We start from the raw sequence: 25387 nt of genomic DNA on the forward strand, positions 1-25387 counted from the left end.
AGGGCGTATTTGGACCAAGAAAAAGCGGAAGCTATTTCAGGTATTTCGAGGCTTCCTTGCGGGCAAAGGGCTTGAGCGTTGTGCCGTGCTCGGCCAGCCAGTCGCGGACCGCCGCGGCATCGTGTTTCGACAGCTCGCGCAGCCACCAGCCGATGGCTTTCTGGATGAACCAGTCGCGGTCGGGGGCGAGGCGGAGGCACCAGCCCAGCACGCGGGCGCGGGCGGCCTGTTCGGCGGCGTCGGGGTGGTTCGATTTCGTGAAGGGCAGGGTGATCACCAGCGCGGCGCGGCGGGTCCACATGTTTTCCGCGTCCAGCCAGGTCTCGATCTCGTCGAGCCGTTCGGGCGCGCCCGCCAGCCGCCGCCCGCCCGCATTGCAGGCGTGATCGGCCGCGGCCCAGGCGTCGAAGCCGGGCACCCAAGCAGCGATGGTGCGCCAGACCGCGTCATCGGGGCGGATGCGCGCCTGTGTCAGCAGTTTCGCCGCCGCGATCTTCGCCTCGTGAATGTCGCTGTGCCAGAGCCCGTCGGCCAAGGCGATGCGTTCCTCCAAGGTCGCCTGTGCCCGCCAGAGCCGCGCCATATCCTCGATCAGCGGCACCGACACGCCCAGATAACGCCGGTCCACTTTATGATAAGCTGCGGCCCCCAAAGCCTTTTCCGCATCGCCGCAGGCTTCGAGCGCGGCAATCGCCTCGGCCAGACTGGGGGGCGGGCCAAGGTCGTCTGCCGCCGCCGCTTCCTCGTATTGCGTGTAATCGGCATCCGAGGCGGCATAGGCCGCGGCTTCGGCGGCAAGGGCCGCTTCCTCCTCGGTCAGCGGCCGGTCTTCGGCGACGATCACCCGGGTTCCGCGTTTGCGTCCCATCATTCCACCGTCACGGATTTCGCCAGATTGCGCGGCTGATCGACATCCGTCCCCTTGGCGATGGCGGTGTGATAGGCGAGCAGTTGCGCGGGCAGCGCATAGAGGATCGGCGCGAAGGGCTCGGCCACTTCGGGCAGGCGCAGGCTGGCCCAGGTGCCCTCGGCCGCGGTGGCGATGCCCCGCCCGTCGGTGATCAGAAGCACCTTGCCGTGCCGCGCCATCACCTCCTGCATGTTCGAGACGGTCTTGTCGAACAGCCGGTCATGCGGGGCGAGAACGATCACCGGAACCATCCGGTCGATGAGCGCGATCGGCCCGTGCTTGAGCTCGCCCGAGGCATAGCCCTCGGCGTGGATGTAGCTGATTTCCTTGAGTTTCAAGGCGCCTTCCAGCGCCAGCGGATACATCGGCCCGCGTCCGAGGAAGAGGATGTCCTGCGCCTCGGCGAGCTGGCCCGCAAGTTTCGCGATCTCGTCGGAGGTGGAGAGCGCCGCATTCATCAGCCCGGGCAGGGCGCGCAGCGTTTCCAGATGGCCCGCCAGCTGATCGGGGCTCAGATGGCCGCGGTCGATCCCCGCCTTCAGCGCCATCACGGCGAGCGCCAGAAGCTGGCAGGTGAAGGCCTTGGTCGAGGCGACACCGACTTCGACGCCCGCCAGGATCGGCAGCGCCAGATCGGCCTCGCGCGCGATCGAGGAGGTGGGCACGTTCACCACGGCGATGGTTTTTTGAACCTTTTCCGTGCAATAGCGCAAAGCGGCCAAGGTGTCCGCGGTCTCGCCCGATTGGCTGACGAAGATCGCATAGCTGTTTGCGGGCAGCGGCGGCTCGCGGTAGCGGAACTCGGAGGCCACGTCGATTTCGCAGGGCAGGCCCGCCAGTTGCTCGAACCAGTATTTCGCCACCGAACAGGCGTAGAACGCCGTGCCGCAGGCCACCAGCGTCAGCCGCTCAAGGCCGGAAAAATCCAGCTCGGCCGGAAGGTTGACGCCATCTTGCGTCAGGTAATGGCGCAGCGCATCGCCCAGAACCACCGGCTGTTCGGCGATTTCCTTGGCCATGAAATGCTTGTAGCCCGCCTTTTCGACCCGAGTCGAGGACAGGTCGATCCGGGTTTCTTCCCGGTTCGCCCGCCGCCCCTCGGCGTCGAAGATCTCGGCCCCCCGACGGGTGACGAAGGCATGATCGCCCTCGGCCAGATAGGTGATACGGTCGGTGAAGGGCGAGAGCGCGATCGCATCGGAGCCCACGAACATCTCGCCGTCCCCGTGCCCGATGGCCAGGGGCGAGCCCTTGCGGGCAGCGATCATCAGATCGTCCTCGCCCTCGAAGAGCCACAAGAGCGCGAAGGCGCCCTCGAGCTTTTGCAGCGTTGCCACCGCGGCCTCGCGCACCGACAGGCCGCGGTCGATGAAGAGCCGCGTCATCAGCGCCACGGTCTCGGTGTCGGTCTGGGTTTCGGGCGCGATCCCGGCCTTGGCCAGTTCGGCGCGCAGCGCGCGGAAATTCTCGATGATGCCGTTATGCACCACCGCCACCGGCCCCGAGCGATGCGGATGCGCATTGACCGTGGTGGCCGCCCCATGCGTCGCCCAGCGGGTGTGACCGATGCCCGCCTTGCCCGCGAGCGGTTCATGCACCAGAAGATCGGAGAGGTTCACCAGCTTGCCCACGGCGCGGCGCCGGTCAAGTTTGCCGTCGTTTACCGTGGCGATGCCCGCCGAGTCATAGCCGCGATATTCCAGCCGCTTGAGGCTTTCCACCAGCAGCGGCGCCACTTCGTGATTGCCCAGAACGCCAATGATCCCGCACATTTACGCGCCTTTCTTCTGCGCGGCCTTTTTCGCGCGCAGCATCTCGAACAGTTTTACCGCCAGTCCCGGTTTCGTCACCTGCTTCGCCCGCCCCAGCGCGACGGCGCCCGGCGGCACATCCTCGGTGATCGTCGAGCCCGAGCCCGTCAGCGCGCCATCGCCCACCGTCACCGGCGCCACCAGCATCGTATCCGAGCCGATGAAGACATTGGCGCCGATCGTCGTGCGGTGCTTGAACACGCCGTCATAATTGCAGGTGATCGTGCCCGCGCCGATATTGGTGCATTCGCCCACATCGGCATCGCCCAGATAGCTCAGATGCCCGGCCTTGACGCCCTCGCCGAGGATCGAATTCTTCACCTCGACGAAATTGCCGATATGCACATCCTCGGCCAGTTCCGTCCCGCCGCGCAGCCGCGCAAAGGGCCCGACAGAGGCCCCGCGCGAGATGTGGCAATCTTCCAGATGACAGAAAGCCTCGATCGTGGCCCCGCTTTCGATCGTCACATCGGGGCCGAAGACGATGTTCGGCCCCAGCACGACATCGCGGCCGATGCAGGTGTTCAGCGCGAAATAAACCGTGGACGGATCGACCATCGTCACGCCGGTTTCCAGCGCCTCGGCGCGGGCGCGGGCCTGAAAGGCGGCCTCGGCGGCGGCCAGTTCGGCGCGGGTGTTGATGCCCAGCGTCTCGGCCTCGTCGCAGCGCACCACCTCGGCCACATGGCCCTTGGCGCGGGCATTGGCCACGATGTCGGTCAGGTAATATTCCCCCGCCGCATTGTCGTTGGAAAGCGCGCGCACAAGGCTTGCCAAAAGCCCGGCATCGCAGCAGATCACCCCGGAATTGCAAAGGGTTATCGCGCGTTCTTCCGCCGTTGCATCCTTGAATTCGACGATCCGCTCCAGCCGGTCGCCCGTTGCGATCAGCCGCCCGTAGCGGCCCGGATCGGCGGCCTCGAAGCCCAGAACGACGACATCGGCCGTGCTTTCGACCAGCCGTTCCAGCGTTTCCGCCGCGATGAAGGGGGTGTCGCCGTAAAGCACGACCACCTTGCCCTCGAAGGTCGCCAGCTGCGCCAGCGCCTGCGCCACCGCATGGCCGGTGCCCAGCTGTTCGGCCTGCAGCGCGATCTCGGCCTCGGGTTCGATCTTGCGCGCGGCCTTTTCGACCAGATCGGCGCCATGGCCGACGACGACCACCACCCGCTCGGGATCAAGCCTGCGCCCGGCCGCCAGCGCATGTGCCAGAAGCGGCGCGCCGCCCAGACGGTGCAGCACCTTCGGCAAGTCGGAATTCATCCGGGTTCCTTGCCCGGCGGCAAGGACAATCAGGGCAATGGCCATGGGAACGCCTTTTCTTCTGCTCTCGCCTGTTTTACCGATACCCTATCTCGCTGCAAGAGGGCGAGGATCACGCAATCTTTCGCGGGCGTAACAGTATCTTTCGGGGGCGCATAGAGTGGCAACGGTGGTTTTCGATCTGGACGGCACGCTGGCCGATACCTCGGCCGATCTGATCGCGGCGGCGAATGCCTGTTTCGTCGCCCGGGGCCTCGAGCCGGTGCTTGACCCGGTGGCGGATGCGCTGACCGCCTTTCAGGGCGGGCGGGCGATGCTGGCGCTTGGCCATGCACGGCTTGGCACGCCAGATCCCGCACCGCTGGTGAACGAGGATTACTTCCGCCTGCTTCTGCATTACGGCGAGAATATCTGCGTGCACTCAAGGCTTTATCCGGGGGCCGCCGGGGCGGTGGCAACGCTCAGGGCGGCCGGTTACCGCACCGCGATCTGCACCAACAAGCCCGAGGCGCTGGCGGTGCAGCTGCTGGATGCTTTGGGGGTCGCGTCGCTTTTCGATGCGCTGGTCGGCGCCGACACGCTGCCCACGCGCAAGCCCGATCCCGCGCCCTATCACGCCGCGGTGACGCGGGCGGGCGGCACGGTCGCGCGATCCTTGCTCGTGGGCGACACCGTGACCGATCGCGAGACCGCCCGCGCCGCGGGCGTGCCCTGTCTGCTTGTGGCTTTCGGTCCCGAGGGCCGGGCGATCGAACGCCTTGCCCCCGAGGCGATGCTGGACAGTTTCGCCGATCTGGCCCTGCGCGTGGCGCAATTCCTGCCGCGCCATGGCTGACGTGCCAAACCCCCGCCGCGCGACGGTCTTCATCCTGATCGTCGTCTTCTTCGACATGGCCGGGCTCGGGTTGATCCTGCCGGTCCTGCCGCATCTGATCGAGGATGTGGGCGGGCTGCAGCTGCAGGATGCGGCGCAGGTCGGGGGCTGGCTCTATGCGGTCTATTCGCTGGCGCTGTTCCTGACGGCGCCGCTTCTGGGGGCGCTCTCCGACCGTTTCGGACGGCGGCCGCTTCTGCTTTTGTCGCTGGCCGGGCTTTGCGTCGATTACGTCCTTTGCGCGCTGGCGCCCTCGCTGTTGTGGCTTTTCCTTGCGCGGATCGTGGCGGGGATCTGCGGCGCGACGCAGGGCATCGCCAATGCCTATGTCGCCGATTTCACCGCGCCCGAAGACCGCGCCCGCGCCTTTGGCTGGCTTGGCGCGGCGCTGGGGCTGGGCTTCGTGCTCGGCCCGGCGTTGGGCGGGTTGCTCGGCGCCTTTGGGCCGCGGGTGCCGTTCTGGGCCGCCGCGGCGCTGGCGGCGCTCAATTTGCTCTGGGGTCTCAGGGCCTTGCCCGAAACCCTTGCGCCCGAGAACCGCCGCGCCGTGGTCTGGCGCGAGGCGAACCCGTTCGGCATCCTCACCGTCTTTCGCCGCCACAAGGGGGTGCTGCCGCTCGTCGCGATCTACGGGCTCTATTTCTTCGCCTCGGCGGTCTATCCGGCGGTCTGGTCCTATTGGGGGATCGCGAAATTCGGCTGGTCCGAACTGACCATCGGCGTCTCGCTGGCCGCTTTCGGCATCGTCTGGGCGCTGTTTCAGGGGCTTTTCACCGGCCCCGTGGTCGCGCGCATCGGCGAGCGGCGGGCGGCGCTTCTGGGCCTTGCCATCGCCGCTCTGGCCGCCGCCGGCTACGGGCTTGTGCCCGGGATCATCGGCGTCGTCGTGCTGTTGATCTTCCACGGCCCCGAGGGATTTGCGCAACCGGCGCTGACCGCGATGATGTCGGCGCGGGTGCCCGAAGGTGAACAGGGCGCGCTGCAGGGCGGGCTGGGCGCGGTCACCAACCTGATGATGCTGGCCGGAACGCTGTTCTTCGCCCAGGTCTTCGGCTATTTCCTTTCGGATGCGGCGCCGGTGCGAAGCCCCGATGCCGCCTATTTCGCCGCGGCGGCGCTGCTGGCGGTGCCCTTCGTGATGCTGCTGCGCAGGAAAGAGACATGACGGACACGGTCTTCACCGGCAATTTCACCCAGCAGGAACCGATCGACGAGGCCGCCATCGCCGCCGCCGTCGCCCTGCTGCGTTCGGGGCGGCTGCATCGCTACAATGTCGCGCCCGGCGAGATCGGTGCGGCGGCGGCGCTGGAGGTTGAATTCGCCGCCTTTACCGGGGCGAAATACTGCCTCGCCGTCGCATCGGGCGGCTATGCGATGGGCTGCGCTTTGCGCGCCGCGGGGGTTGGCCCGGGGGATCGCGTCTTGACGAATGCCTTCACGCTGGCGCCGGTGCCCGGGGCGATTGCGGCGCTTGGCGCCGAGCCGGTTTTCGTGGAAGTCACCGAGGATCTGGTGATCGACCTTGAAGACCTTGATCTGAAAGCCAAAACCACAGGCGCGCGGGTGCTTTTGCTGTCACACATGCGCGGCCATATCTGCGACATGGACCGGCTGATGGAGAGTGCGACCGCCGCCGGGCTTCTGGTGATCGAGGATTGCGCCCATACGATGGGGGCGCGCTGGCGCGGCGTGCAATCCGGGCGGCATGGGGCGGTGGGCTGTTATTCGACGCAGACCTACAAGCACATGAATTCGGGCGAGGGCGGGCTGATCGTCTCGGACGATCCCGTCATGATGGCGAAAATGATCCTGCTTTCAGGGTCTTACATGCTTTATTCCCGCCATGCCGCCGCCCCGCCGCCCGAGGTCTTCGAAGGGCTGAAATATGACACGCCCAATGTCTCGGGGCGGATGGACAACCTGCGCGCGGCGATCTTGCGGCCGCAGATCCCGACGCTGCCGGACCGGATCGGGCGCTGGAATGCGCTGTACCGGGCGCTGGAGGCGGGGCTTTTTGCCACGCCGGGGCTGCGGCTGATCGCCCGGCCCCAGGCCGAAGCCTTTGTCGGCTCGTCCTTCCAGTTCCTTTTGCCCGGCTGGGCGGGCGATCGCATTCTTTCCCTCGTGAAGGCTTGCGCCGCGCGGGGGGTGGAGCTGAAATGGTTCGGGGCAAAGGAGCCCGTCGCCTTCACCTCGCGCCATCAAAGCTGGCGCTTTGCCCCCGCGCAGGCGCTGCCGCGCACCGATGCGGTGCTGGCCGGGCTGCTCGATCTGCGGCTGCCGCTCACCTTCTGCGAGGCCGATGCGGCGCTGATTGCCCGTATTGTCGATGACGAAGTCCGCCGTCTTCAGCGCTGATCGCCCAGCAGCCGCTCCTGCCAGGCGGCATTGTTGATCGGCGCCTCGACCAGCGCGAATTCGAAACTGGCGAAAGCGCAGGGCAGGCGCAGCGTGATATCGGCCAGCACCAGCCGCTCGGTGCCGAAATCATGCGTCTCGACCTCTTCGCTCAGCAGCACCACCGCGATGTCGGGGCGGCCAAGCCGCAGCCGCATCAGCGGCTCCGTCATCTCCGAGATCCCGCCCAGCGTGTCTAGATCGACCAGCAAAAGCGCGCCCTGCGGTGCCGACCAGACCGGCGCGGTCGGGTGCAGCGCGCCGATGCGGCGGAACGGCAGGCCGTGATCGGCCAGCCAGTCAAGGCAGGAAAGCCCCGCGCCGCCGCGATGCGACAGGACATAGACGACCGAGACCGCGTCTTCGTCGAGGCCGTAAAAGCGGGCGGCGGCGGGGGCGACCGCGACCGGCACCGGCGCGAAGCCCCGCAGGGCGGCGGTGGGGGTGATCGCCGGAGCCGTGGCGGACCGGTGCCGGGCCGGCGCCGCTGCGGCGGCGCGACCGATGCGCTGAAGGCCGATGCCGGGCGCGATGCCCGCGGTCCCGAGCGGCTGATCGGCGGCGGCGATCACCGCGGCGGGCCAACCCGGGGCGCTCGGCGCCGGGCTCAGCGCGGCACGCAGCCGGACCAGGACCCGGCCCAGCCAGGGCCCGAAAACCGCAGCCGCCGCAACGGGTTGCGAGGATGTATGCGTCCAGACCATGCGGCCCTCCCAGTGCTTAACCTGAGTGCAAGGTTAATTGCCGTTAGGGAATCCGGGCAATGTGTCGGAGGGATGACAGCGCACGCGAAAGGATAGGTCCGTGGCCTCGGGCGCTCAGCCCTGGGACGCGGGGGCCGCTTCAAGCCGGGTCCGGGTCTCGGTCCAAAGCGCGTCAAGCGCGTCAAGGGCGGCACCCGTCGCCGCATCGGGGGCCGTTCCCGGCGTGGCGGGTCGCAACGCGACCTCGATCGTCTTGAGCCGATGATGTAGCCGTTCCGCCCCGAGCAGCGCCGCCGAACCGGCGAATTTATGCGCCAGCGCTGCGGTTTCCGCGGGGCGCTCCTGCGCCGTCGCCCGTGTCAGCGCCGCGACCATCGCCGCGCCCTCGGTCAGGAAGCGCTGCAGCGTCTGCGCCATCATCTCGGGGCCCAGCGACTGCGCCAGCTCGGCCCGGGTCTCGGCCTGCACCAGCGGCAGCTCGGCCTCCGCGGCGGGCGCGGGCGGGGCCGCCAGCGGCCGTTGGCGCAGCCGCGGGCACAGTTCCTCGGCCAGCACCTGATCCAGCATCTTGCGGGTGATCGGCTTCGAGATCACCCGGCAGACCCCGGCCGCTTCCAGACTGTGGCGCGCCTCGGGCAGGACATTCGCCGTGATCGCGATGATCGGCGTCTCGTGGTTCGGCCCGGTCCCGGCCCGGATCGCCTCGGTCGCATCGACGCCGTTCATCCGCGGCATGTTCAGGTCGATCAGGATCACGTCATAGCGACGCTCCGCCGCCTTTTCGACCGCCTCGACGCCGTCGCGGGCCTCGGCGATGCTGTGTCCGGCCCGGCGCAGCATTTCGCACAGCACGACGCGGTTGATGTCATTGTCCTCAACCACCAGCACCTCGACCGAGGTTGACAGACGCAGCGCCGGGCCATCATCGGCGGAACAGGGCGCCGCACCGGGCGCCGCAGCGTTGGGCGCAAGTGGAGCGGGGGGCGCGGGCGCCTTCACCACCGGCATCGGCGCCACCGGGGCTTGCAGGCTCAGCACCACCGGCGCGGGCAGGCTGATCCAGAAGGCCGACCCCTGTCCGACGTCGCTTTCCACCCCGATCTGGCCGCGCATCGCCCGCATCAGCCGCCGCGCGATCGACAGGCCCAGCCCCGACCCCGTCGCCTCGCGCGAAAGCTCGGGATCAAGCGTGACGAAATCGTCGAAGATCCGCTCGGTCTCGGCCGCGGGAATGCCGATGCCGGTGTCGATGACCCGGTATTCCAGCTGGCCCTGATCGCGGTGATAGTCCGCTTCAAGGGTGATCGTGCCGTCGCGGGTGAACTTGATCGCATTGCCGACGAGGTTGAGCAGCACCTGCCGGATCCGCATCGCATCGCCCTCGACCGCCTCAGGCAGGCGTCCCGCGGTGCGCGTCGACAGCCGGTTGCCGCGCGCCGCCGCCGCCCCCGCCTGCATCTGCACGATCTCGTCGAGCACCGACATCGGCGCGAAGGGCTCGCGCGTCAGCGACAGCTTGCCCGCGTCGAGCCGTTCGACATCCAGCGTGTCGTTGACATGCGACAGCAGGATTTCGCCCGCCTTCTGCATCGAAGCGAGCAGCGCGGTCTGGCTGGCATCAAGCGGGGTTTCGCGCAAGAGTTCCAGCGTGCCGAGCAGCCCGTTCAGCGGCGTGCGCATTTCGTGGCTCATCACCGCGACGAATTCCGCCTGCGCCTGTTCGCCCGCCATCGCGGCGTCGCGCGCGTCGATCAGCTCCTTTTCGGCGGCGACGCGGTCGGTGATGTCGCGCATGTAGCCGACGAAGATCTCCTTGCGGCCGATCCGGGTGGCGGTCACCGAAATCTCGGCCGGGAAGACCGAGCCATCCTTGCGCCGCGCCTGCAGCCCGATCAGCCCGTGTCCGGCAATCCGCGGCACGCCGCCGGTGCGGTAGCGCTTGAACCCCGCCACTTTCGCCGCTTTCATCGCCTCGGGCACGATCAGGTCGTTGAGATTCCGCCCCACCGCCTCGTCGTGGCTGTAGCCGAAGACCCGTTCGGCGGCGCCGTTGAATTCCAGCACCTTGCCCTCGTGATCGACGACGATCACCGCGTCGAAGGAGGTGCCGATCACCGCCTCGAGCCGGGCCTTGGCCGCCGAGAGCGAGCCGGTCTGCCGCATCCCGAAGCGCCAGAGCGACCAGGTGATCACCAGCCCCGCGGTGATCGCGGCCAAAAGCGCCGTGGTCAGCGAGGCGAGCAGCATCAGCGAAGAGAACACCCTTTCGCGCTGTGCCATCGCCCGGCTGGCGAATTCGCGCACGCCTTCGAGCGAGATCTTGCGGACGTCGTCTTCAAGCGCCCCGGCGCGGTCGCGCAGCGCGGGCAGGGCGGGGGCAAGCGCCTCGGGGCCGGCATCGACCAGCTCTGCCGTCTCGTGCAGGAAGGCGTCGATGCGGCCGATCTCGGGGCCTGCGACCTCGGGGGTGACGATGGACGCAAAGCCGCGCCCCTCGAGGATCGTGTGCACGCGGCTGTAGAAGACATCGAAGCTGCGGCCGAATTCCGCCATCGTTTCAGGGGCGTCGGGGCGGGCGCGCAACAGCGCCCCGTCCATGTGGAAATATTCCACCTCAAGCTGGGCCAGTGTCCATTGCAGGCTGTCGGAATTGGCGATGGCGAGATTGTCGATTTCCGACTGCACCATCACGCCGTAGCGGTAAAGCGCCCCCACCGCGCCAAGGAACACCACGACGAGCCCTGCGAACAGGAACGGGCGCAGGCGTCGCCGAGAGCCGAGAAACGGGGGGAAACTGTCCGACATGAAACCGATGCGAAAGGGGGCAGGCTCCCCGGGTTAAGGCAGAACCTCGATCCGGTCGACCTGCCAGACGGACCGGGAATAGACGACTTCGTTTCTGAACTCTGGGGCGGAATCATAGGGATAGACAAGCCAGAGCGGGCCCTTGTCGCGCACCTTCATCGGCTTGCCGTCGCGCAGGTCGGCCAGCAACGCGCCGCCCGCGACCACTTCGGAAACCGGGATCTGCACCGAATAATCATTGACCGCGGTGATCTTCAGCGTGCCGCCCGTGACCCCCAGATGATCGATCAGGCTGCGCAATTCCACCCCCGAGAAGCTTTGCACGCCCTCGGTCCAGATCGTCGAGGTGGCGAACTCCCGGCGCGGCAGCGCGGCCAGCATCGCCGCGTCGAATCTGGCCATCCCGATGCCGTCGGTCCCCGCGATCCGGCCGGTGACGGTCAGCATCACGGGCCCTGTGGGCGCGGGCAGCGCGGCTGCAGGAGCCGGGGCCGCAGACTCGGCCAGCGCGGATTGCGCCGGAAGGGCAAGCCCCGCGGCGACAAGCAGGAAGCGGCTCAGGATAAGCACGGCCTTGGCCGTCTTGGTGAAGATAGGCATGTCTTTCCCCCGTTGGATCCTGCACGATCGCGGGATTGTCGCATAGCCCTCCGGTCAAGCCATGCGGAATTAAGTATGTTTACCTATCCGAAAGGATAGGAGTACCCTTCGATGGGGGACCTCTGCAGCGCTTAGGGCGAGCGCGTCAGAAACTTCCCGTCGCGGTCTTGAAATAGCCCGCTTTCTTTAAGATTACCTTTCCGCAACCCCTGCGGGAGAGGCTTGGGCCGAGATTTTCGGAGGTGAAGGTGAGATTGCTGATTGCCGACGACCATGATCTCGTGCGCGATGCGATCGCGGCGCTGTTGCGCGCGGGCGGCTGCGACGAGGTTGCCGTGGCCGGAACCCTGCCCGCGGCGCTGGCGGCGGTGCAGGCCGCGGTGCAGTCCGGGGGCGGCTACGATCTGGTGCTGCTCGATTACGACATGCCGGGGATGGACGGGCTTGAGGGCCTTGCGCAGATGAAACGCGCCTTTCCCGCCCAGGCAGTGGCGATCATCTCGGGCGTCGCCCGGCCCGCCGCCGCGCGTGAGGCGCTGGAGGCCGGGGCGATCGGCTTCGTGCCGAAGGCGATGCCCGCGCGCTCGATCATCGGGGCGGTGACCTTGATGGCCTCGGGCTCGGTCTTTGCGCCCTTCGACTTTCTCAAGCAGGAGGAGCCGCCGGTGCAGGGCGGGCTGACGGCGCGCGAAACCGAGGTGTTGCGCGGCCTCTGCGCCGGGCGGACGAACAAGGAAATCGCCCGCGAGATGGATCTGCAGGAGGTCACGGTGAAGCTGCATGTGCGCACGCTGACGCGCAAGATCGGCGCGCGCAACCGCACCCATGCGGCGATGATCGCCCGCGAAAACGGCTGGTTCTAAGGGGCAAGCCCCTGTTTTACATTGTAAAGGCGGTGCCGAAGCACCGCCTTTCGCCGCCGGATCGAGTGGGTCGGCGGCGCGCCGGTCCGCCTATGATTGGGTCAGGCGCGGACCGGCTTGTCCTGTCAACGGCGCGTGGGGAAGGGCAGCACCTGCGCCGGTTGCACGCGCTCGGCGCGTGCGGAAAAGGGCGAGACCCGGCGCGGCCGTTGCGCCGTGGCGGCCTGCGGAAACACCACCGGTTCCATCCGCTCGATCGCCCGGGTGAGGGCGGCGGACACCTCGCCAAGCCCCTCGTTGCGGCAATAATCGTTCATCTCGATCAGCACGGCATAGATCCAGGCGTGCTGACCGGCAGTGGCGATCGGGCTCATGGCGCGGCTCTCTGTCGTTATCCTTGACAAGATATTTACCAACTCCCGCCGCCCTTGGCGCCTGCGCGGAAGGCCAGCGGCCCTGCGCGAAAGCGTGCGACCTATCCTTTCGTATGCACGCCCCGCCGAAGTGACGTTGCGGCACCTCGGCTTGACGGAATCGCCCGGCACGGGAATAAATGAACAAACGTTCAATAATCCGGGGAGGGGAAGATGTTCGCAGGCTCGATGCGGTTCGATCTGGGGGAAGACATCGGCGCGCTGCGCGACATGGTGCAGGCTTGGGCGCGCGACCGGCTGGCGCCGATCGCCGCCGCGGTCGATCGCGACAACCTGTTCCCGAACGAGCTTTGGGCAGAGATGGGGGCGCTGGGTCTTCTGGGCATCACCGTGCCCGAGGAATACGGCGGCTCCGGCATGGGGTATCTGGCCCATGTGGTGGCGACTGAGGAGATCGCCCGGGTCTCGGCCTCGATCTCGCTCTCATACGGGGCGCATTCGAACCTCTGCGTCAACCAGCTGAAGCTGAACGGCACGGTGGAGCAGAAACGCAAATACCTGCCCGATCTGGTCTCGGGGGCGAAGATCGGCGCCCTGGCGATGAGCGAAAGCGGTGCGGGCTCGGACGTGGTGGGGATGAAGCTGCGGGCGGAAAAGCGCGGCGACGTTTACGTGCTCAACGGCCACAAATATTGGATCACCAACGGCTGCGATGCCGATACGCTGGTGGTCTATGCGAAAACCGATCCGGCGGCAGGCTCGAAGGGGATTACCGCCTTCATCGTCGAAAAGGGGATGAAGGGGTTCTCGACTTCGGCGCATTTCGACAAGCTCGGTATGCGCGGCTCGAACACGGCGCAGCTCTTTTTCGACGATTGCGAGGTGCCCGCGGAAAACGTGCTCGGCGCCGAGGGCAAGGGCGTGCGGGTGCTGATGTCGGGGCTGGATTACGAGCGCGTGGTGCTCTCGGGGATCGGGACGGGCATCCTGATGGCCTGTCTGGACGAGGTCGTGCCCTATGCGCAGACGCGCGAGCAATTCGGCCAGCCGATCGGGACTTTCCAGCTGATGCAGGCGAAGATCGCCGACATGTATGTCGCCGCGAACACCGCCCGCGCCTATACCTACGAGGTGGCGAAAGCCTGCGACCGCGGCGAGGTCACCCGGCAAGATGCCGCCGCGACGGTGCTTTATGCCTCCGAACAGGCGATGGTGCAGGCGCATCAGGCGGTGCAAGCGCTGGGCGGGGCCGGTTTCCTCAATGACTCGACCGTGTCGCGGCTTTTCCGCGACGCCAAGCTGATGGAAATCGGCGCTGGCACCAGCGAAATTCGGCGTATGCTGATCGGACGTGAACTGATGGAGAAATCATGATGCGTTCCGAACCGATTGTCTTTGCCCTTGCTTTTGCCCTTTCCGTTCCGCTTGGTCTCGCGCCCCATGGCGTGCGCGCGCAAGATCTGCCGACCGCTGCCACGGCAGACATTCCCGAGACGGTGAAAGAGTGTTTTGTCGATTACGACCCCCGCGCCGAGGGGCCAAGCTGCCTTGGTCAGGCCGCGCAGGGCTGCACCGCCGCCGCCACGGACTCGACGCGTGACATCATTGCTTGCATCGACGCCGAGACCGCCGCCTGGGACGGGCTTCTGAACGCCGAATATAAGGCCCGCCGGGCCGAGATGACCGCGCCGGGCCTGGCCGAGCGGTTGCAGACCGCCCAACGCGCCTGGATCGCCTATCGCGACGCCGAATGCGGGCTCGAGGTGGCGCGCTGGGGCGATGCCACGCTGTCGGGCGTGGTGGGGGCGAATTGCCGGATGGAGATGACTGCCACCCGCGCGTCGGAACTGCGTGACAAGAAGGCTGATCCATGAAGCTGACCTCTTCTGTGCTGTCCGGTTCGGACAGCTTTCGCGCCAATCGCGCCGCGCATCTGGCGCTTTTGGACACCGTGCGCGAGGCCGCCGCCCAGGCGGCCGCGGGCGGCGGGCCTGAGGCGACGAAGCGCCACACCGCGCGCGGCAAGATGGCGCCGCGGGAACGGGTGGCGGCGCTTCTGGACCCGGGCAGCCCGTTTCTGGAAATCGGCGCCACCGCGGCGCATGGGATGTATCACGGCGCGGCACCCTGCGCCGGGGTGATCGCGGGCATCGGTCGGGTGAGCGGGCAGGAGGTCATGGTGGTGGCGAACGACGCCACCGTGAAGGGCGGCACCTATTACCCGATGACGGTGAAGAAACACCTGCGCGCGCAGGAGATTGCGGAAGACTGCGCGCTGCCCTGCGTCTATCTGGTGGACTCGGGCGGCGCCAACCTGCCCAATCAGGACGAGGTTTTCCCCGACCGCGACCATTTCGGCCGCATCTTCTACAATCAGGCGCGGATGTCGGCCAAGGGCATTCCCCAGATCGCCGTCGTCATGGGCTCCTGCACGGCGGGGGGCGCCTATGTGCCCGCGATGTCGGATGTGACGATCATCGTCAAGGATCAGGGCACGATCTTTCTCGCCGGTCCGCCCCTGGTGAAAGCCGCCACCGGCGAGGTTGTCTCGGCCGAGGATCTGGGCGGCGGCGAGGTGCACACGCGGCTTTCCGGCGTGGCGGATTATCTGGCCGAGGATGACGCCCATGCGCTGGCGCTGGCGCGCCGTGCCGTGAGCCACCTCAACCGCGCCAAACCCGCGACGGTGCAATGGCAGGCGCCCGAAGACCCGGCCCATGACCCCGAAGAGATCCTCGGCGTCGTTCCCGCGGATCTGCGCACGCCCTATGACATCCGCGAGGTGATCGCGCGCGTGGTTGACGGCTCGCGCTTTGACGAATTCAAACCCCGCTTCGGCGAGACGATCGTGACCGGGTTTGCGCATGTGAAGGGCTGCCCGGTGGGGATCATCGCCAACAACGGGGTGATCTTTTCGGAAGCCGCGCAAAAGGCCGCGCATTTCGTCGAACTGTGCTCGATGCGAAACATCCCCTTGGTGTTCTTGCAAAATGTCACCGGCTTCATGGTCGGGCGCAAATATGAAAACGAGGGCATCGCCCGGCATGGGGCCAAGATGGTGACCGCCGTCGCCACGACGAACGTGCCGAAGATCACGATGCTGGTGGGCGGTTCCTTTGGCGCGGGCAATTACGGCATGGCGGGCCGGGCCTATTCGCCCCGGTTCCTCTGGAGCTGGCCGAATTCGCGCATCTCGGTGATGGGCGGCGAGCAGGCGGCGGGGGTCCTTGCCACGGTCAGGCGCGAGGGGATCGAGCGCAAGGGCGGGCATTGGTCGGCCGAGGAAGAGGCCGAATTCAAACGCCCGACGCTCGAGATGTTCGAGCGCCAGAGCCAGCCGCTTTACGCCTCGGCGCGGCTTTGGGATGACGGCATCGTCGATCCGCGCAAGACCCGCGAGGTGCTGGCGCTCTCGCTCTCCGCCAGCCTTTGCGCGCCGATCGAACTCCCCCGCTTCGGGATCTTCCGCATGTAACTTTCAATGCCTCCGGCGGAGGTATTTGCAGCAAGATGAAACCCCATACCTTTCATCTTGCGAAAAATACCTCGGGGGGCCCGGGGGGCAGCGCCCCCCGAACGCTCGAGACATGGGGCAGCGCCCCCCGCCGCAGACCAAGGAGACCGCCATGTTCGCCAAGATCCTGATCGCCAACAGGGCCGAGATCGCCTGCCGGGTGATCGACACCGCCCGCCGTCTGGGCGTCGCCACGGTCGCGGTCTATTCCGATGCCGATGCGGGGGCGCGCCATGTCGCGATGGCCGACGAGGCCGTGCCTATCGGCGGGCCGCGCCCGGCCGAGAGCTACCTGCGCGGCGCGGCGATCATCGACGCGGCGCTGAAAACCGGGGCCGAGGCGATCCATCCGGGCTACGGGTTCCTCTCGGAAAACCCCGATTTCGTCGATGCCGTTCAGGCGGCGGGGCTCGTTTTCATCGGCCCCTCGGGCGATGCGATCCGGGCGATGGGGCTCAAGGATGCTGCCAAGGCGCTGATGGCAGAGGCGGGCGTGCCCGTCGTGCCGGGCTATCATGGTGACAATCAGGACCCGGAGCATCTGGCGGGCGCGGCCGAGGCGCTGGGTTATCCCGTTCTGATCAAGGCGGTGGCGGGCGGCGGCGGCAAGGGGATGCGCCGCGTTGACCGCGCCGCGGATTTCGCCGCAGCCCTTCTCAGCGCGCAGGGCGAGGCGCAGACCGCCTTTGGCAACCCCGCCGTGCTGATCGAGAAATATGTCGAAAAGCCCCGCCATATCGAGGTGCAGGTCTTTGGCGACGGCACCCGCGCCGTGCATCTTTATGAGCGCGATTGTTCGCTGCAACGCCGCCATCAGAAGGTGATCGAGGAGGCCCCGGCGCCGGGCATGACGTCTGAGATGCGCGCCGCCATGGGCCAGGCCGCCGTCCGCGCCGCCGAGGCGATCGGCTACAGGGGCGCGGGCACGGTCGAATTCATCATCGATGCCTCGGACGGGCTGCGCCCGGATCGGTTCTGGTTCATGGAGATGAACACCCGCCTGCAGGTCGAGCATCCGGTCACCGAGGTGATCACCGGCGTCGATCTGGTGGAATGGCAGCTGCGCGTCGCCTCTGGCGAGCCCTTGCCCGCGCGGCAGGAAGACCTGACCATACGGGGCCATGCGTTTGAGGCCCGGCTTTACGCCGAGGATGTGCCCGCAGGCTTCCTGCCCGCGACGGGAACCTTGAAACATTTGCACTTCCCCCCCGGGGTGCGCGTCGAAACCGGGGTGCGGCCGGGCGATACGATCAGCCCCTGGTATGACCCGATGATCGCCAAGGTGATCACCCACGGCCCGACCCGCGCCGCCGCCTTGAATGCGCTGGCCCGGGCGCTGGAGGCCACGCAGGTGGCGGGCACGGTGACGAATCTCGGCTTCCTCGCCCGGCTTGCCCGCCATCCGGGCTTTGGCGCGGGCGATGTCGACACCGGGCTGATCGCCCGCGATCTTCAGACCCTGACCGACCCGTTGCCGGTGCCGCCCGCCGCGCGCGCGCTCGCGGTAATCGCCGCCGCCGGGCTGCATCAGACCCCCGGCAGCGGCTTCACCCTTTGGGCACCCTTGCGCCGCCCGGTGCCGTTCGAGGAGCCCGCGCATTTGCAAGTCACCGGCCCGAACCGGATCCGCGTCGAGATCGGCGGGCAGGCGCAGGACTGCGTGCTGCACCCCGATGGCTGGTGGGTCGATGGCGCCAAGACCGGGGCGCAGATCCATGTCGCGGAAGACGAGATCACCGTCTTCCTGCAGGGCGCGCATCGCTTCGCCCGGCCCGATCCGCTCGCCCGCGAAAGTGGCGCTGCCGCCTCGGGCCTCACGCTTGCGCCGATGCCCGGTCTGGTGAAAGCTGTCTTCGTCGCGCCCGGTGCGCAGGTGGTGGCGGGCGACCGGCTCGCCGTGCTCGAGGCGATGAAGATGGAACATACGCTTTGTGCCGCGCGGGCGGGCCTTGTGGCCGAGGTGCTGGCGGGCGCGGGCGATCAGGTGGAGGCCGGGGCGGCGCTGATCCGTCTGGCCGAGGAGGAAGCGGCATGACGATTCTGCATCACATCCCGGGCTCGCGCTCGCATCGGGTGCTGTGGTTTCTGGAGGAACTGGACGAAGAGGCCGAGATCCGGGTCTGGTCGCTGACCGATGGCAGCCTGCGCGGCCCGGAATTCCGCGCCCTGTCCCCGGCCGGGCGCATCCCGGCGCTGGAGATCGACGGCCGGGTGATCTTCGAATCCGGCGCCATCACGCAATATCTGACCGAGACCCGCGGGCGGCTTGCGCCGATGCCCGGCGACCCCGAGCGGGGGGCGTTCCTGGAATGGGTGCATTTCGCCGAAACCCAGGGCAACATCCTGCAAGCGCTCAACATTCATCACATCTTCCTGCGCCCCGAAAGCGCCCGCTCGCTGCCCTTGATGCGGCTCGATACGAAGCGGCTCGAAATCACCCTGCATGCGCTGGAAGCCCGGCTGAGCGGGCGGGACTGGATTTTGGGGCAATTCTCGGCTGCCGATTGCATGTTCGGCTTCAACATGGATGCGATGTTCCGCTTCGTCGCGCGCGAAAAATTCCCCGCCATCGTCGGCTGGATCGCCCGGGCGCAGGCGCGGCCCGCCCATGTCCGCGCCGTTGAACGCGGCGGGGCGACGATCTATGCCCGCGACTTCTACGAGTTGCCCGATGGCTGAGCGGGTCGAGATCGTCGAAATGGCGCCGCGTGACGGGCTGCAGAACGAGGCCCGTTTCATCGCCACCCCCGCCAAGATCGCGCTGGTCGATGCGCTCTCGCAGGTGGGCTTTCCGCGGATCGAGGTGGCGTCCTTCGTCAGCCCGAAATGGGTGCCGCAGATGGCCGATGGCGCCGCCGTGCTGGCGGGGATCGCGCGGCGTCCGGGCACGCGCTATGCGGCGCTGACGCCCAATCTGCAGGGCTTTCAGGCGGCGCTCGCGGCGGGGGTGGACGAGGTGGCGATCTTCGCCTCGGCCTCGGAGGGGTTTTCGCGCGCCAATCTGAATTGCACCATCGCCGAAAGTCTGGCCCGCTTCGCCCCGGTGCTGCAGGCGGCGCAGGCCGGGCTGGTGCCGGTGCGGGGCTATGTCTCGATGGTCACCGATTGTCCGTTTGAGGGGCCGATACCGCCCGACAGGGTGGCGCGGGTGGTGGCGGCGCTGCGCGATCTGGGCTGCTACGAGGTCAGTCTGGGCGACACGATCGGGCAGGGGCGGCCGGAGACGGTCACGGCGATGCTGCGCGCGGTCTTGAACGAGATGCCGCCCGCGCGGCTGGCCGGGCATTTCCACGACACCGCGGGGCGGGCGCTGGAGAATGTCGAGGCGAGCCTTGCGCTGGGTCTGCGGGTTTTCGATGCCGCGGCGGGGGGCTTGGGCGGCTGTCCCTATGCGCCCGGCGCGGCGGGGAATGTGGCAACGGAAAAGCTGGCGGCGCGGCTTTTCGCGCTCGGGTTCGAGACCGGGCTTGATCCGGCGGCGCTGACCCGGGCGGCGGCCTTGGCGCGCAAGCTGAAGGGGGAACAGGATGTTTGAGACGATCCGGATCGAGACCGATGCGCGCGGCGTGGCGTGGCTGTGGCTGGCGCGCGCGGCCAAGCACAATGCGCTGGATGCGCGGATGATTGCGGAAGTGAGCCGCGCCATCGGGCAGCTGGGCGCCGATCCCGCGGTGCGGGTCGTCGTGCTGGCGGCCGAGGGGGCGAGCTTTTGCGCGGGCGGCGATCTGCGCTGGATGCAGGCCAATATCACCGCCACGCCCGAAGACCGCGCCGCCAGTGCCCGCAGCCTGGCCGCGATGCTGGCCGCGCTGAACGACTGCCCCAAGCCGGTGATCGGGCGGGTGCAGGGCAATGCCTTTGGCGGCGGCATCGGCATGATCTCGGTCTGCGATGTCGCGCTCGCCGTGCCCGAAGCGCGGTTCGGCCTGACCGAGACGAAGCTTGGCCTGACGCCCGCGACGATTTCGCCCTATGTCATCGCCCGGATGAGCCCGGCCAAGGCGCGGGCGGTCTTCATGTCCTCGCGGCTGTTTTCGGCCACCGAAGCGGTGGGGCTGAACCTGCTCGCGCGCACCGTTCCGGCCGCCGATCTGGACGCCGCGATCGAGGCCGAAGTCACCCCCTATCTCGCCTGCGCGCCCGGCGCCGTGGCCGAGGCGAAGGCGCTGGTGCGCGCCTTGACGCCGGGGCTCGACTCGGAGGCGCAGGAGCGCACGATTGCCGCGCTTGTGGCGCGTTGGGAAAGCGCCGAGGCGCAGGAGGGTCTGGCGGCGTTCTTTGACCGGCGGGCGCCTCACTGGCTTGTGAACTGACAGATTCGCAATATTATTTCGCGCATTGGCCGATTCGGCCCGGTCCTTGCCCCCGCCTTGGGGCGAGACATGTTGCCGCATTGCGGCAACGCCTTGTCGCAGCGGCGAAACGTCTCAAATCCGGTGTGCATCGGTATACAAAATGCGACTCAAACCCAGAATCCGGGCCTCGCGATGTTGACCGGAGGGGGGGAGAGGGCTATTCCTCGCCTTGCCGCCCCCGCGCACGGGAAGGTGAGGTCGGGGGCAAAAGGGGTCAAAAGATGCAAGACGCGCTCACGCATGGAATGTTGCGGGAATATCTTCCCATACTCGTCCTTCTGGCCATGGCGATCGGGCTTGGACTGATCCTGATCGGGGCCGCGGCGATCATCGCCTATCGCAATCCCGACCCGGAAAAGGTCTCGGCCTATGAATGCGGCTTCAACGCCTTTGACGACGCGCGGATGAAATTCGACGTGCGCTTCTATCTGGTGTCGATCCTGTTCATCATCTTCGATCTGGAAGTGGCGTTCCTGTTTCCCTGGGCGGTGGCCTTTGGCGACCTGTCGATGACCGCCTTCTGGTCGATGATGGTGTTCCTTGGCGTGCTGACCGTGGGCTTTGCCTATGAATGGAAGAAGGGGGCGCTGGAATGGGCGTGATGACCGGCTCCAATACCGCCGCCGCCGACATGGACGTGGCCACAGCCGCGCTCAACCGCGACCTGCAGGACAAGGGTTTTCTGCTGACCACCGCCGAGGACATCATCAACTGGGCGCGCAATGGCTCGCTGCACTGGATGACCTTCGGTCTGGCCTGCTGCGCGGTCGAGATGATGCACACCGCGATGCCGCGCTATGACGTGGAACGCTACGGCTTCGCGCCGCGCGCCAGCCCCCGGCAATCCGACGTGATGATCGTTGCGGGCACGCTGACGAACAAGATGGCGCCCGCGCTGCGCAAGGTCTACGACCAGATGCCGGAACCGCGCTACGTGATCTCGATGGGCAGCTGCGCCAATGGCGGCGGCTATTATCACTACAGCTATTCGGTCGTGCGCGGCTGCGACCGCATCGTGCCGGTCGATATCTATGTGCCCGGCTGTCCGCCCTCGGCAGAGGCGCTGATGTATGGTATCTTGCAGTTGCAGCGCAAGATCCGCCGCACCGGCACGCTGGTGCGCTGAGGAGGATGAGCATGAGCGAAAAGCTGCAAGACCTCGCGGCGCATGTCGCGCAGAAGCGTCCGGCCGAGGTGATCTCGGCCGAAGTGGTGCAGGGTGAGCTGACGGTGATCGTCAGGCCCGAGGGGATCGTCGGTTTCGTGCAGTTCCTGCGCGATGATGCCGCCTGCCGCTTCACCACGCTGGTCGATCTGACCGCCGTCGACTGGCCCGAACGCGCCGAGCGCTTCGAGATGGTCTGGCATTTCCTCTCGATGTGGAAGAACCAGCGCATCCGCGTCAAGGCGGCCCTGCCCGAAGACGTGATGTGCCCCTCGATCGTGGACGTCTATCCGGCGGCGAACTGGTTCGAGCGCGAAGTCTTCGACATGTTCGGCATCCTGTTCTCGGGCCATCCGGACCTGCGCCGGCTGCTGACCGATTACGGCTTCCGCGGCCATCCTTTGCGCAAGGATTTCCCGACAACGGGCTATCTCGAGCTGCGCTACGACGAGGTGCAAAAGCGCGTCGTCTACGAGCCGGTGAAGCTGGCGCAGGAATACCGGCAATTCGATTTCCTCAGCCCGTGGGAAGGCGCGCAGAGCGTGCTTCCGGGCGACGAGAAGCGCAGCTGATCCGGCACCGGAACGGCTGAGGCAAGCAGCACAAGGGGAAGAGGCATGGACGGCGACATCCGGCACAACAGCTACGACGACGGCTCGGAAGACATGCTGGCCGGCGAGCAGAGCATCCGCAATTTCAACATCAACTTCGGCCCGCAACACCCTGCGGCGCACGGGGTTTTGCGGATGGTGCTGGAGCTGGACGGGGAGATCGTCGAACGCGCCGATCCGCATATCGGGCTTTTGCACCGCGGCACCGAAAAGCTGATGGAAAGCCGGACCTATCTGCAGAACACGCCCTATTTCGACCGGCTCGACTATGTGGCGCCGATGAACCAGGAACATGCCTGGTGTCTCGCCATCGAGAAGCTGACGGGCACGGCCGTGCCGCGCCGCGCCTCGCTGATCCGGGTGCTGTTTTCGGAAATCGGCCGCATCCTGAACCACCTGCTGAACGTCACCACGCAGGCGATGGACGTCGGCGCGCTGACGCCGCCGCTCTGGGGCTTCGAGGAACGCGAAAAGCTGATGATCTTCTACGAACGGGCCTGTGGCGCGCGTCTGCACGCGAACTACTTCCGTCCGGGCGGGGTGCATCAGGATCTGCCGCCCGATCTGATCGACGATATCGAGATCTGGGCCAAGGCCTTCCCGCAGGTGCTGGACGATATCGAGGGGCTGCTGACCGAAAACCGGATCTTCAAGCAGCGCAATGCCGATATCTGCATCATCACCGAAGCCGAGATCGAAAAATGGGGCTATTCCGGCGTGATGGTCCGCGGCTCGGGCCTTGCCTGGGATTTGCGCCGTGCGCAACCCTATGAATGCTATGACGAATTCGACTTCAAGATCGCCATCGGCAAGAATGGCGACTGCTATGACCGCTACCTTGTCCGCATGGCCGAGATGCGCGAGTCGACGAACATCATCCTGCAGGCCTGCGCGAAACTGCGCGCGCCGGACGGGCAGGGCGACATCCTTTCGCGCGGCAAGCTGGCGCCGCCGAAACGGGCCGAGATGAAGACCTCGATGGAGGCGCTCATCCACCATTTCAAACTGTATACCGAGGGCTTCAAGGTTCCCGCGGGCGAGGTTTACGCCGCGGTCGAAGCGCCGAAGGGCGAATTCGGCGTCTATCTGGTCGCCGATGGCACCAACAAACCCTATCGCGCGAAGATCCGCGCGCCGGGCTATGCGCATCTGCAATCGATCGATGCCGTCGCCAAGGGACACCAACTGGCCGATGTCTCGGCCATCATCGGCACGATGGACGTCGTGTTCGGGGAGATTGACCGCTGATGCTGCGCCGCTTGCACGCCACCCAACCCGAAAGCTTCGCCTTCACCCCCGCCAACCGCGCCTGGGCGGAGGCGCAGATCACCAAATACCCCGAGGGCCGTCAGGCCTCGGCGGTGATCCCGCTGCTGTTTCGCGCGCAGGAACAGGAAGGCTGGCTGACGAAGCCCGCGATCGAATACGTGGCCGACCTGCTCGACATGCCCTATATCCGCGTGCTGGAAGTGGCGTCTTTCTACTTCATGTTCCAGCTGCAGCCCACGGGCTCGGTCGCGCATATCCAGGTCTGCGGCACCACCAGCTGCATGATCATGGGCTCGGAAAACCTGATTTCGGTCTGCAAGCGCAAGATCTCGCATCACCCGCATGCGCTGTCGGCCGATGGCAAGTTCAGCTGGGAAGAGGTCGAATGCCTGGGCGCCTGCGCGAATGCGCCGATGGCGCAGATCGGCAAGGATTACTACGAGGACCTGACCGAGGCGGGGCTGGAGCGGCTGATCGACGATCTGGCCGCGGGCAAGACGCTGGTGCCGGGCTCGGAAATCGGGCGGTTCGGGGCGGAACCCGCGACCGGCCTGACCAGCTGCACGGCGACGCCCGGCGCGCGCGAGGTGCAGAACGGCTCGGTCGCGCGGGCGGTGGCGGTGGGCGATGGCACCCGCCGGATCGACGGGACCGAGGTGCGGCTTTCCGCCCCATGGCAGGTCTCGGGGCAGATGGGCGCGATCGGTCTGATGGCTGCGCGGCCGCGCTCGGCGGTGCAGCAGCAGGCGGCGGCCGAGGCGGCGAAAGCGGCGGCGACGGCGGATCTGGCCGGGGGGACGTCAACCCCGGCTGTGCAGGGCGCCGGGGCGGCGGCGAAAGCCGCTCAAACGGCTGAAACCGCTGCGCAGAAACCGCTTGCGCTGGCCGCGGCACGCGACGGCAAGGCCGATGACCTGCAGAAGATCGAGAGCATCGGACCGGCGCTCGAGGCGCTTCTGCACGATCTGGGCATCTTCCATTTCGACCAGATCGCCGCTTGGGGCGTGGCCGAAATTGCCTGGATGGACGGCAATCTGAAGGGCTTTCCGGGGCGCGCCAGTGGCGACCGCTGGGTGGTTCAGGCGAAGATCATCGTCGAGGAAGGGCTTGACCGTTTCCTCGAACGGGCGAAGACAAACAATTACTGAAGACGGACGACTGATCTGAAGACTTGAACGACAACCTACAGAGGCCGGGACGGCGTGACGTCCGCCCCCCGGCACGGAAAGAGGGAAAGGAAAGGCAAAATGTCGACGAACGACACAGACTGCCAGACGAAAGCCCGCAAGCTGGGTGGTTGGCTCGGAGCCGCGATTTTCTTTGCACTTTGGCTTCTGGGTTCGGTGGGGATCTGGATGGCGGCGATCGCCGGGGTGATCTCTGCGCTGATCCTTGCGCGGCTGATCTGCTGGGCGACCTGCGGTCTGCCCGAACCGAAGGCGCCGATGACGGCCGAAGAGGGCGCCGCGCTGCGCCGGGCGGTTCCGGCCGCGGCGCCTGCGGCGGCGGTGAAGACCGCCGAAGTGCCGAAAGCGCCTGAACCGGTGCAGGCCGCGCCGGTGAAAGCCGCGCCGGTCGCCGCGCCTGCGGTGGCTCCGCTCAAGGCCGCCGAACCGGCGCCCGCGCCGGTCGTTTCGGCGCCGAAACCGGCTGCCAAACCGGCGCCCGCGCCGAAAGGCAAGCAAAAGCCCCGTCGGGGCTGAGGAAAGACCCCGCCCGGCGCCTGGGGAGAGGCGCTGGTGCGGCAAGACAGGATCCCGAGCCCTGCGGGGCTCGGGATTTCCCGGACAGAGGTCCGGAAGCGCCGGGTTGCGGCCCGGACGAGGGAGACCGTGTGTATCGCAGCGCCGATGCCGCGCGGGCCGGGGACCG

General features: G+C 67.2%; 24 protein-coding genes. 17 read left to right on the top strand and 7 right to left on the bottom strand.

Annotated features, from left to right (window positions below; genetic code table 11):
• Nucleotides 1–31: 31 nt before the first annotated feature.
• Genes LY44_RS02615 through glmU form a run of 3 tightly spaced genes read right to left on the bottom strand, consistent with a single transcriptional unit; the run spans nucleotide 32 to nucleotide 4029 of the window.
• On the bottom strand, nucleotides 32–871 hold the full coding sequence (locus tag LY44_RS02615; protein WP_081024469.1) for a DNA alkylation repair protein: 840 nt from the start codon (nucleotides 869–871) through the stop codon (nucleotides 32–34).
• Nucleotides 868–2682, bottom strand: coding sequence for a glutamine--fructose-6-phosphate transaminase (isomerizing) (glmS, locus tag LY44_RS02620; protein WP_055208860.1), 1815 nt, complete (start codon nucleotides 2680–2682; stop codon nucleotides 868–870). The genes LY44_RS02615 and glmS overlap by 4 nt, the downstream gene beginning before the upstream one ends.
• Nucleotides 2683–4029, bottom strand: a complete 1347-nt coding sequence (gene glmU / locus LY44_RS02625; RefSeq protein WP_055208858.1) for a bifunctional UDP-N-acetylglucosamine diphosphorylase/glucosamine-1-phosphate N-acetyltransferase GlmU — start codon at nucleotides 4027–4029, stop codon at nucleotides 2683–2685. It lies immediately after the preceding gene.
• Nucleotides 4030–4144: 115 nt separating this feature from the next.
• Between glmU and LY44_RS02630 the strand changes: the two genes are divergently transcribed.
• Genes LY44_RS02630 through LY44_RS02640 form a run of 3 tightly spaced genes read left to right on the top strand, consistent with a single transcriptional unit; the run spans nucleotide 4145 to nucleotide 7216 of the window.
• A complete protein-coding gene (locus tag LY44_RS02630) occupies nucleotides 4145–4819 on the top strand; it encodes an HAD-IA family hydrolase (RefSeq protein ID WP_055256440.1) in 675 nt (224 codons plus the stop codon).
• Complete coding sequence (locus LY44_RS02635; protein ID WP_055208854.1) at nucleotides 4812–6023, top strand: MFS transporter; 1212 nt, start codon at nucleotides 4812–4814, stop codon at nucleotides 6021–6023. The genes LY44_RS02630 and LY44_RS02635 overlap by 8 nt, the downstream gene beginning before the upstream one ends.
• Entirely contained in the window at nucleotides 6020–7216 is a 1197-nt protein-coding gene (locus LY44_RS02640) for a DegT/DnrJ/EryC1/StrS family aminotransferase (RefSeq protein ID WP_055208852.1), read from the top strand. Before LY44_RS02635 ends, LY44_RS02640 begins: the two co-directional genes overlap by 4 nt.
• Here the strand turns inward: LY44_RS02640 and LY44_RS02645 are convergent.
• The 3 genes from LY44_RS02645 to LY44_RS02655 form a co-directional block, all read right to left on the bottom strand.
• The gene (locus LY44_RS02645; RefSeq protein WP_055208850.1) at nucleotides 7207–7959 is read right to left on the bottom strand and encodes a hypothetical protein; all 753 of its coding nucleotides are present in this window, start codon (nucleotides 7957–7959) and stop codon (nucleotides 7207–7209) included. The genes LY44_RS02640 and LY44_RS02645 overlap by 10 nt on opposite strands.
• Nucleotides 7960–8073: 114 nt before the next feature.
• Nucleotides 8074–10764, bottom strand: a complete 2691-nt coding sequence (locus tag LY44_RS02650; RefSeq protein ID WP_081024338.1) for a hybrid sensor histidine kinase/response regulator — start codon at nucleotides 10762–10764, stop codon at nucleotides 8074–8076.
• Between the two features lie 33 nt (nucleotides 10765–10797).
• Nucleotides 10798–11364 carry an oxidoreductase gene (locus LY44_RS02655; RefSeq protein ID WP_055208846.1) on the bottom strand — a complete coding sequence of 189 codons (567 nt, stop codon included), beginning with the start codon at nucleotides 11362–11364 and terminating at the stop codon, nucleotides 10798–10800.
• A gap of 242 nt (nucleotides 11365–11606) precedes the next feature.
• On the opposite strand from LY44_RS02655, the gene LY44_RS02660 reads away from it, so the two are divergent.
• Nucleotides 11607–12227 (top strand): response regulator transcription factor, encoded by a 621-nt coding sequence (locus LY44_RS02660; RefSeq protein WP_081024336.1) that lies wholly within the window; start codon nucleotides 11607–11609, stop codon nucleotides 12225–12227.
• Between the two features lie 125 nt (nucleotides 12228–12352).
• Here LY44_RS02660 and LY44_RS02665 read toward each other — a convergent pair whose 3' ends face one another.
• Complete coding sequence (locus LY44_RS02665) at nucleotides 12353–12601, bottom strand: hypothetical protein (protein WP_055208844.1); 249 nt, start codon at nucleotides 12599–12601, stop codon at nucleotides 12353–12355.
• 213 nt (nucleotides 12602–12814) lie between these two features.
• On the opposite strand from LY44_RS02665, the gene LY44_RS02670 reads away from it, so the two are divergent.
• The 13 genes from LY44_RS02670 (at nucleotide 12815) to LY44_RS02730 (ending at nucleotide 25218) form a co-directional block, all read left to right on the top strand.
• Nucleotides 12815–13975, top strand: coding sequence for an acyl-CoA dehydrogenase family protein (locus LY44_RS02670; protein ID WP_055208842.1), 1161 nt, complete (start codon nucleotides 12815–12817; stop codon nucleotides 13973–13975).
• Nucleotides 13972–14475, top strand: coding sequence for a lysozyme inhibitor LprI family protein (locus LY44_RS02675; protein ID WP_055208840.1), 504 nt, complete (start codon nucleotides 13972–13974; stop codon nucleotides 14473–14475). The genes LY44_RS02670 and LY44_RS02675 overlap by 4 nt, the downstream gene beginning before the upstream one ends.
• A complete protein-coding gene (locus LY44_RS02680) occupies nucleotides 14472–16076 on the top strand; it encodes a carboxyl transferase domain-containing protein (protein WP_055208837.1) in 1605 nt (534 codons plus the stop codon). The genes LY44_RS02675 and LY44_RS02680 overlap by 4 nt, the downstream gene beginning before the upstream one ends.
• A 151-nt stretch (nucleotides 16077–16227) precedes the next feature.
• Nucleotides 16228–18150: an acetyl-CoA carboxylase biotin carboxylase subunit gene (locus tag LY44_RS02685; protein WP_055208835.1), complete on the top strand. Its 1923-nt coding sequence runs from the start codon at nucleotides 16228–16230 to the stop codon at nucleotides 18148–18150.
• Entirely contained in the window at nucleotides 18147–18794 is a 648-nt protein-coding gene (locus LY44_RS02690) for a glutathione S-transferase family protein (RefSeq protein ID WP_055208833.1), read from the top strand. The genes LY44_RS02685 and LY44_RS02690 overlap by 4 nt, the downstream gene beginning before the upstream one ends.
• Nucleotides 18787–19650, top strand: coding sequence for a hydroxymethylglutaryl-CoA lyase (locus LY44_RS02695; RefSeq protein ID WP_055208831.1), 864 nt, complete (start codon nucleotides 18787–18789; stop codon nucleotides 19648–19650). The genes LY44_RS02690 and LY44_RS02695 overlap by 8 nt, the downstream gene beginning before the upstream one ends.
• Entirely contained in the window at nucleotides 19643–20428 is a 786-nt protein-coding gene (locus LY44_RS02700) for a crotonase/enoyl-CoA hydratase family protein (RefSeq protein WP_055208829.1), read from the top strand. Before LY44_RS02695 ends, LY44_RS02700 begins: the two co-directional genes overlap by 8 nt.
• A gap of 263 nt (nucleotides 20429–20691) precedes the next feature.
• Complete coding sequence (locus LY44_RS02705; RefSeq protein WP_173644527.1) at nucleotides 20692–21072, top strand: NADH-quinone oxidoreductase subunit A; 381 nt, start codon at nucleotides 20692–20694, stop codon at nucleotides 21070–21072.
• Nucleotides 21063–21596 (top strand): NuoB/complex I 20 kDa subunit family protein, encoded by a 534-nt coding sequence (locus LY44_RS02710; RefSeq protein WP_055208825.1) that lies wholly within the window; start codon nucleotides 21063–21065, stop codon nucleotides 21594–21596. The genes LY44_RS02705 and LY44_RS02710 overlap by 10 nt, the downstream gene beginning before the upstream one ends.
• An 11-nt stretch (nucleotides 21597–21607) precedes the next feature.
• Nucleotides 21608–22207, top strand: coding sequence for an NADH-quinone oxidoreductase subunit C (locus LY44_RS02715; protein ID WP_055208975.1), 600 nt, complete (start codon nucleotides 21608–21610; stop codon nucleotides 22205–22207).
• A gap of 45 nt (nucleotides 22208–22252) precedes the next feature.
• The gene (locus tag LY44_RS02720) at nucleotides 22253–23494 is read left to right on the top strand and encodes an NADH-quinone oxidoreductase subunit D (RefSeq protein WP_055208823.1); all 1242 of its coding nucleotides are present in this window, start codon (nucleotides 22253–22255) and stop codon (nucleotides 23492–23494) included.
• Nucleotides 23494–24663, top strand: coding sequence for an NADH-quinone oxidoreductase subunit E (locus LY44_RS02725; protein ID WP_055208821.1), 1170 nt, complete (start codon nucleotides 23494–23496; stop codon nucleotides 24661–24663). The genes LY44_RS02720 and LY44_RS02725 overlap by 1 nt, the downstream gene beginning before the upstream one ends.
• 99 nt (nucleotides 24664–24762) lie before the next feature.
• Nucleotides 24763–25218: a hypothetical protein gene (locus LY44_RS02730; protein WP_055256373.1), complete on the top strand. Its 456-nt coding sequence runs from the start codon at nucleotides 24763–24765 to the stop codon at nucleotides 25216–25218.
• Nucleotides 25219–25387 lie beyond the last annotated feature (169 nt).

Source organism: Rhodobacter capsulatus (assembly GCF_003254295.1).
Classification (GTDB): domain Bacteria; phylum Pseudomonadota; class Alphaproteobacteria; order Rhodobacterales; family Rhodobacteraceae; genus Rhodobacter; species Rhodobacter capsulatus.

Excerpts from the sequence above, each read along its gene's own strand:
- LY44_RS02615 (WP_081024469.1), bottom strand. The coding sequence starts at position 871 with ATGATGGGACGCAAACGCGGAACCCGGGTGATCGTCGCCGAAGACCGG.
- glmS (WP_055208860.1), bottom strand. The coding sequence starts at position 2,682 with ATGTGCGGGATCATTGGCGTTCTGGGCAATCACGAAGTGGCGCCGCTG.
- glmU (WP_055208858.1), bottom strand. The coding sequence starts at position 4,029 with ATGGCCATTGCCCTGATTGTCCTTGCCGCCGGGCAAGGAACCCGGATG.
- LY44_RS02635 (WP_055208854.1), top strand. The coding sequence starts at position 4,812 with ATGGCTGACGTGCCAAACCCCCGCCGCGCGACGGTCTTCATCCTGATC.
- LY44_RS02640 (WP_055208852.1), top strand. The coding sequence starts at position 6,020 with ATGACGGACACGGTCTTCACCGGCAATTTCACCCAGCAGGAACCGATC.
- LY44_RS02645 (WP_055208850.1), bottom strand. The coding sequence starts at position 7,959 with ATGGTCTGGACGCATACATCCTCGCAACCCGTTGCGGCGGCTGCGGTT.
- LY44_RS02650 (WP_081024338.1), bottom strand. The coding sequence starts at position 10,764 with ATGTCGGACAGTTTCCCCCCGTTTCTCGGCTCTCGGCGACGCCTGCGC.
- LY44_RS02655 (WP_055208846.1), bottom strand. The coding sequence starts at position 11,364 with ATGCCTATCTTCACCAAGACGGCCAAGGCCGTGCTTATCCTGAGCCGC.
- LY44_RS02665 (WP_055208844.1), bottom strand. The coding sequence starts at position 12,601 with ATGAGCCCGATCGCCACTGCCGGTCAGCACGCCTGGATCTATGCCGTG.
- LY44_RS02670 (WP_055208842.1), top strand. The coding sequence starts at position 12,815 with ATGTTCGCAGGCTCGATGCGGTTCGATCTGGGGGAAGACATCGGCGCG.
- LY44_RS02675 (WP_055208840.1), top strand. The coding sequence starts at position 13,972 with ATGATGCGTTCCGAACCGATTGTCTTTGCCCTTGCTTTTGCCCTTTCC.
- LY44_RS02680 (WP_055208837.1), top strand. The coding sequence starts at position 14,472 with ATGAAGCTGACCTCTTCTGTGCTGTCCGGTTCGGACAGCTTTCGCGCC.
- LY44_RS02685 (WP_055208835.1), top strand. The coding sequence starts at position 16,228 with ATGTTCGCCAAGATCCTGATCGCCAACAGGGCCGAGATCGCCTGCCGG.
- LY44_RS02690 (WP_055208833.1), top strand. The coding sequence starts at position 18,147 with ATGACGATTCTGCATCACATCCCGGGCTCGCGCTCGCATCGGGTGCTG.
- LY44_RS02695 (WP_055208831.1), top strand. The coding sequence starts at position 18,787 with ATGGCTGAGCGGGTCGAGATCGTCGAAATGGCGCCGCGTGACGGGCTG.
- LY44_RS02700 (WP_055208829.1), top strand. The coding sequence starts at position 19,643 with ATGTTTGAGACGATCCGGATCGAGACCGATGCGCGCGGCGTGGCGTGG.
- LY44_RS02705 (WP_173644527.1), top strand. The coding sequence starts at position 20,692 with ATGCAAGACGCGCTCACGCATGGAATGTTGCGGGAATATCTTCCCATA.
- LY44_RS02710 (WP_055208825.1), top strand. The coding sequence starts at position 21,063 with ATGGGCGTGATGACCGGCTCCAATACCGCCGCCGCCGACATGGACGTG.
- LY44_RS02715 (WP_055208975.1), top strand. The coding sequence starts at position 21,608 with ATGAGCGAAAAGCTGCAAGACCTCGCGGCGCATGTCGCGCAGAAGCGT.
- LY44_RS02720 (WP_055208823.1), top strand. The coding sequence starts at position 22,253 with ATGGACGGCGACATCCGGCACAACAGCTACGACGACGGCTCGGAAGAC.
- LY44_RS02725 (WP_055208821.1), top strand. The coding sequence starts at position 23,494 with ATGCTGCGCCGCTTGCACGCCACCCAACCCGAAAGCTTCGCCTTCACC.
- LY44_RS02730 (WP_055256373.1), top strand. The coding sequence starts at position 24,763 with ATGTCGACGAACGACACAGACTGCCAGACGAAAGCCCGCAAGCTGGGT.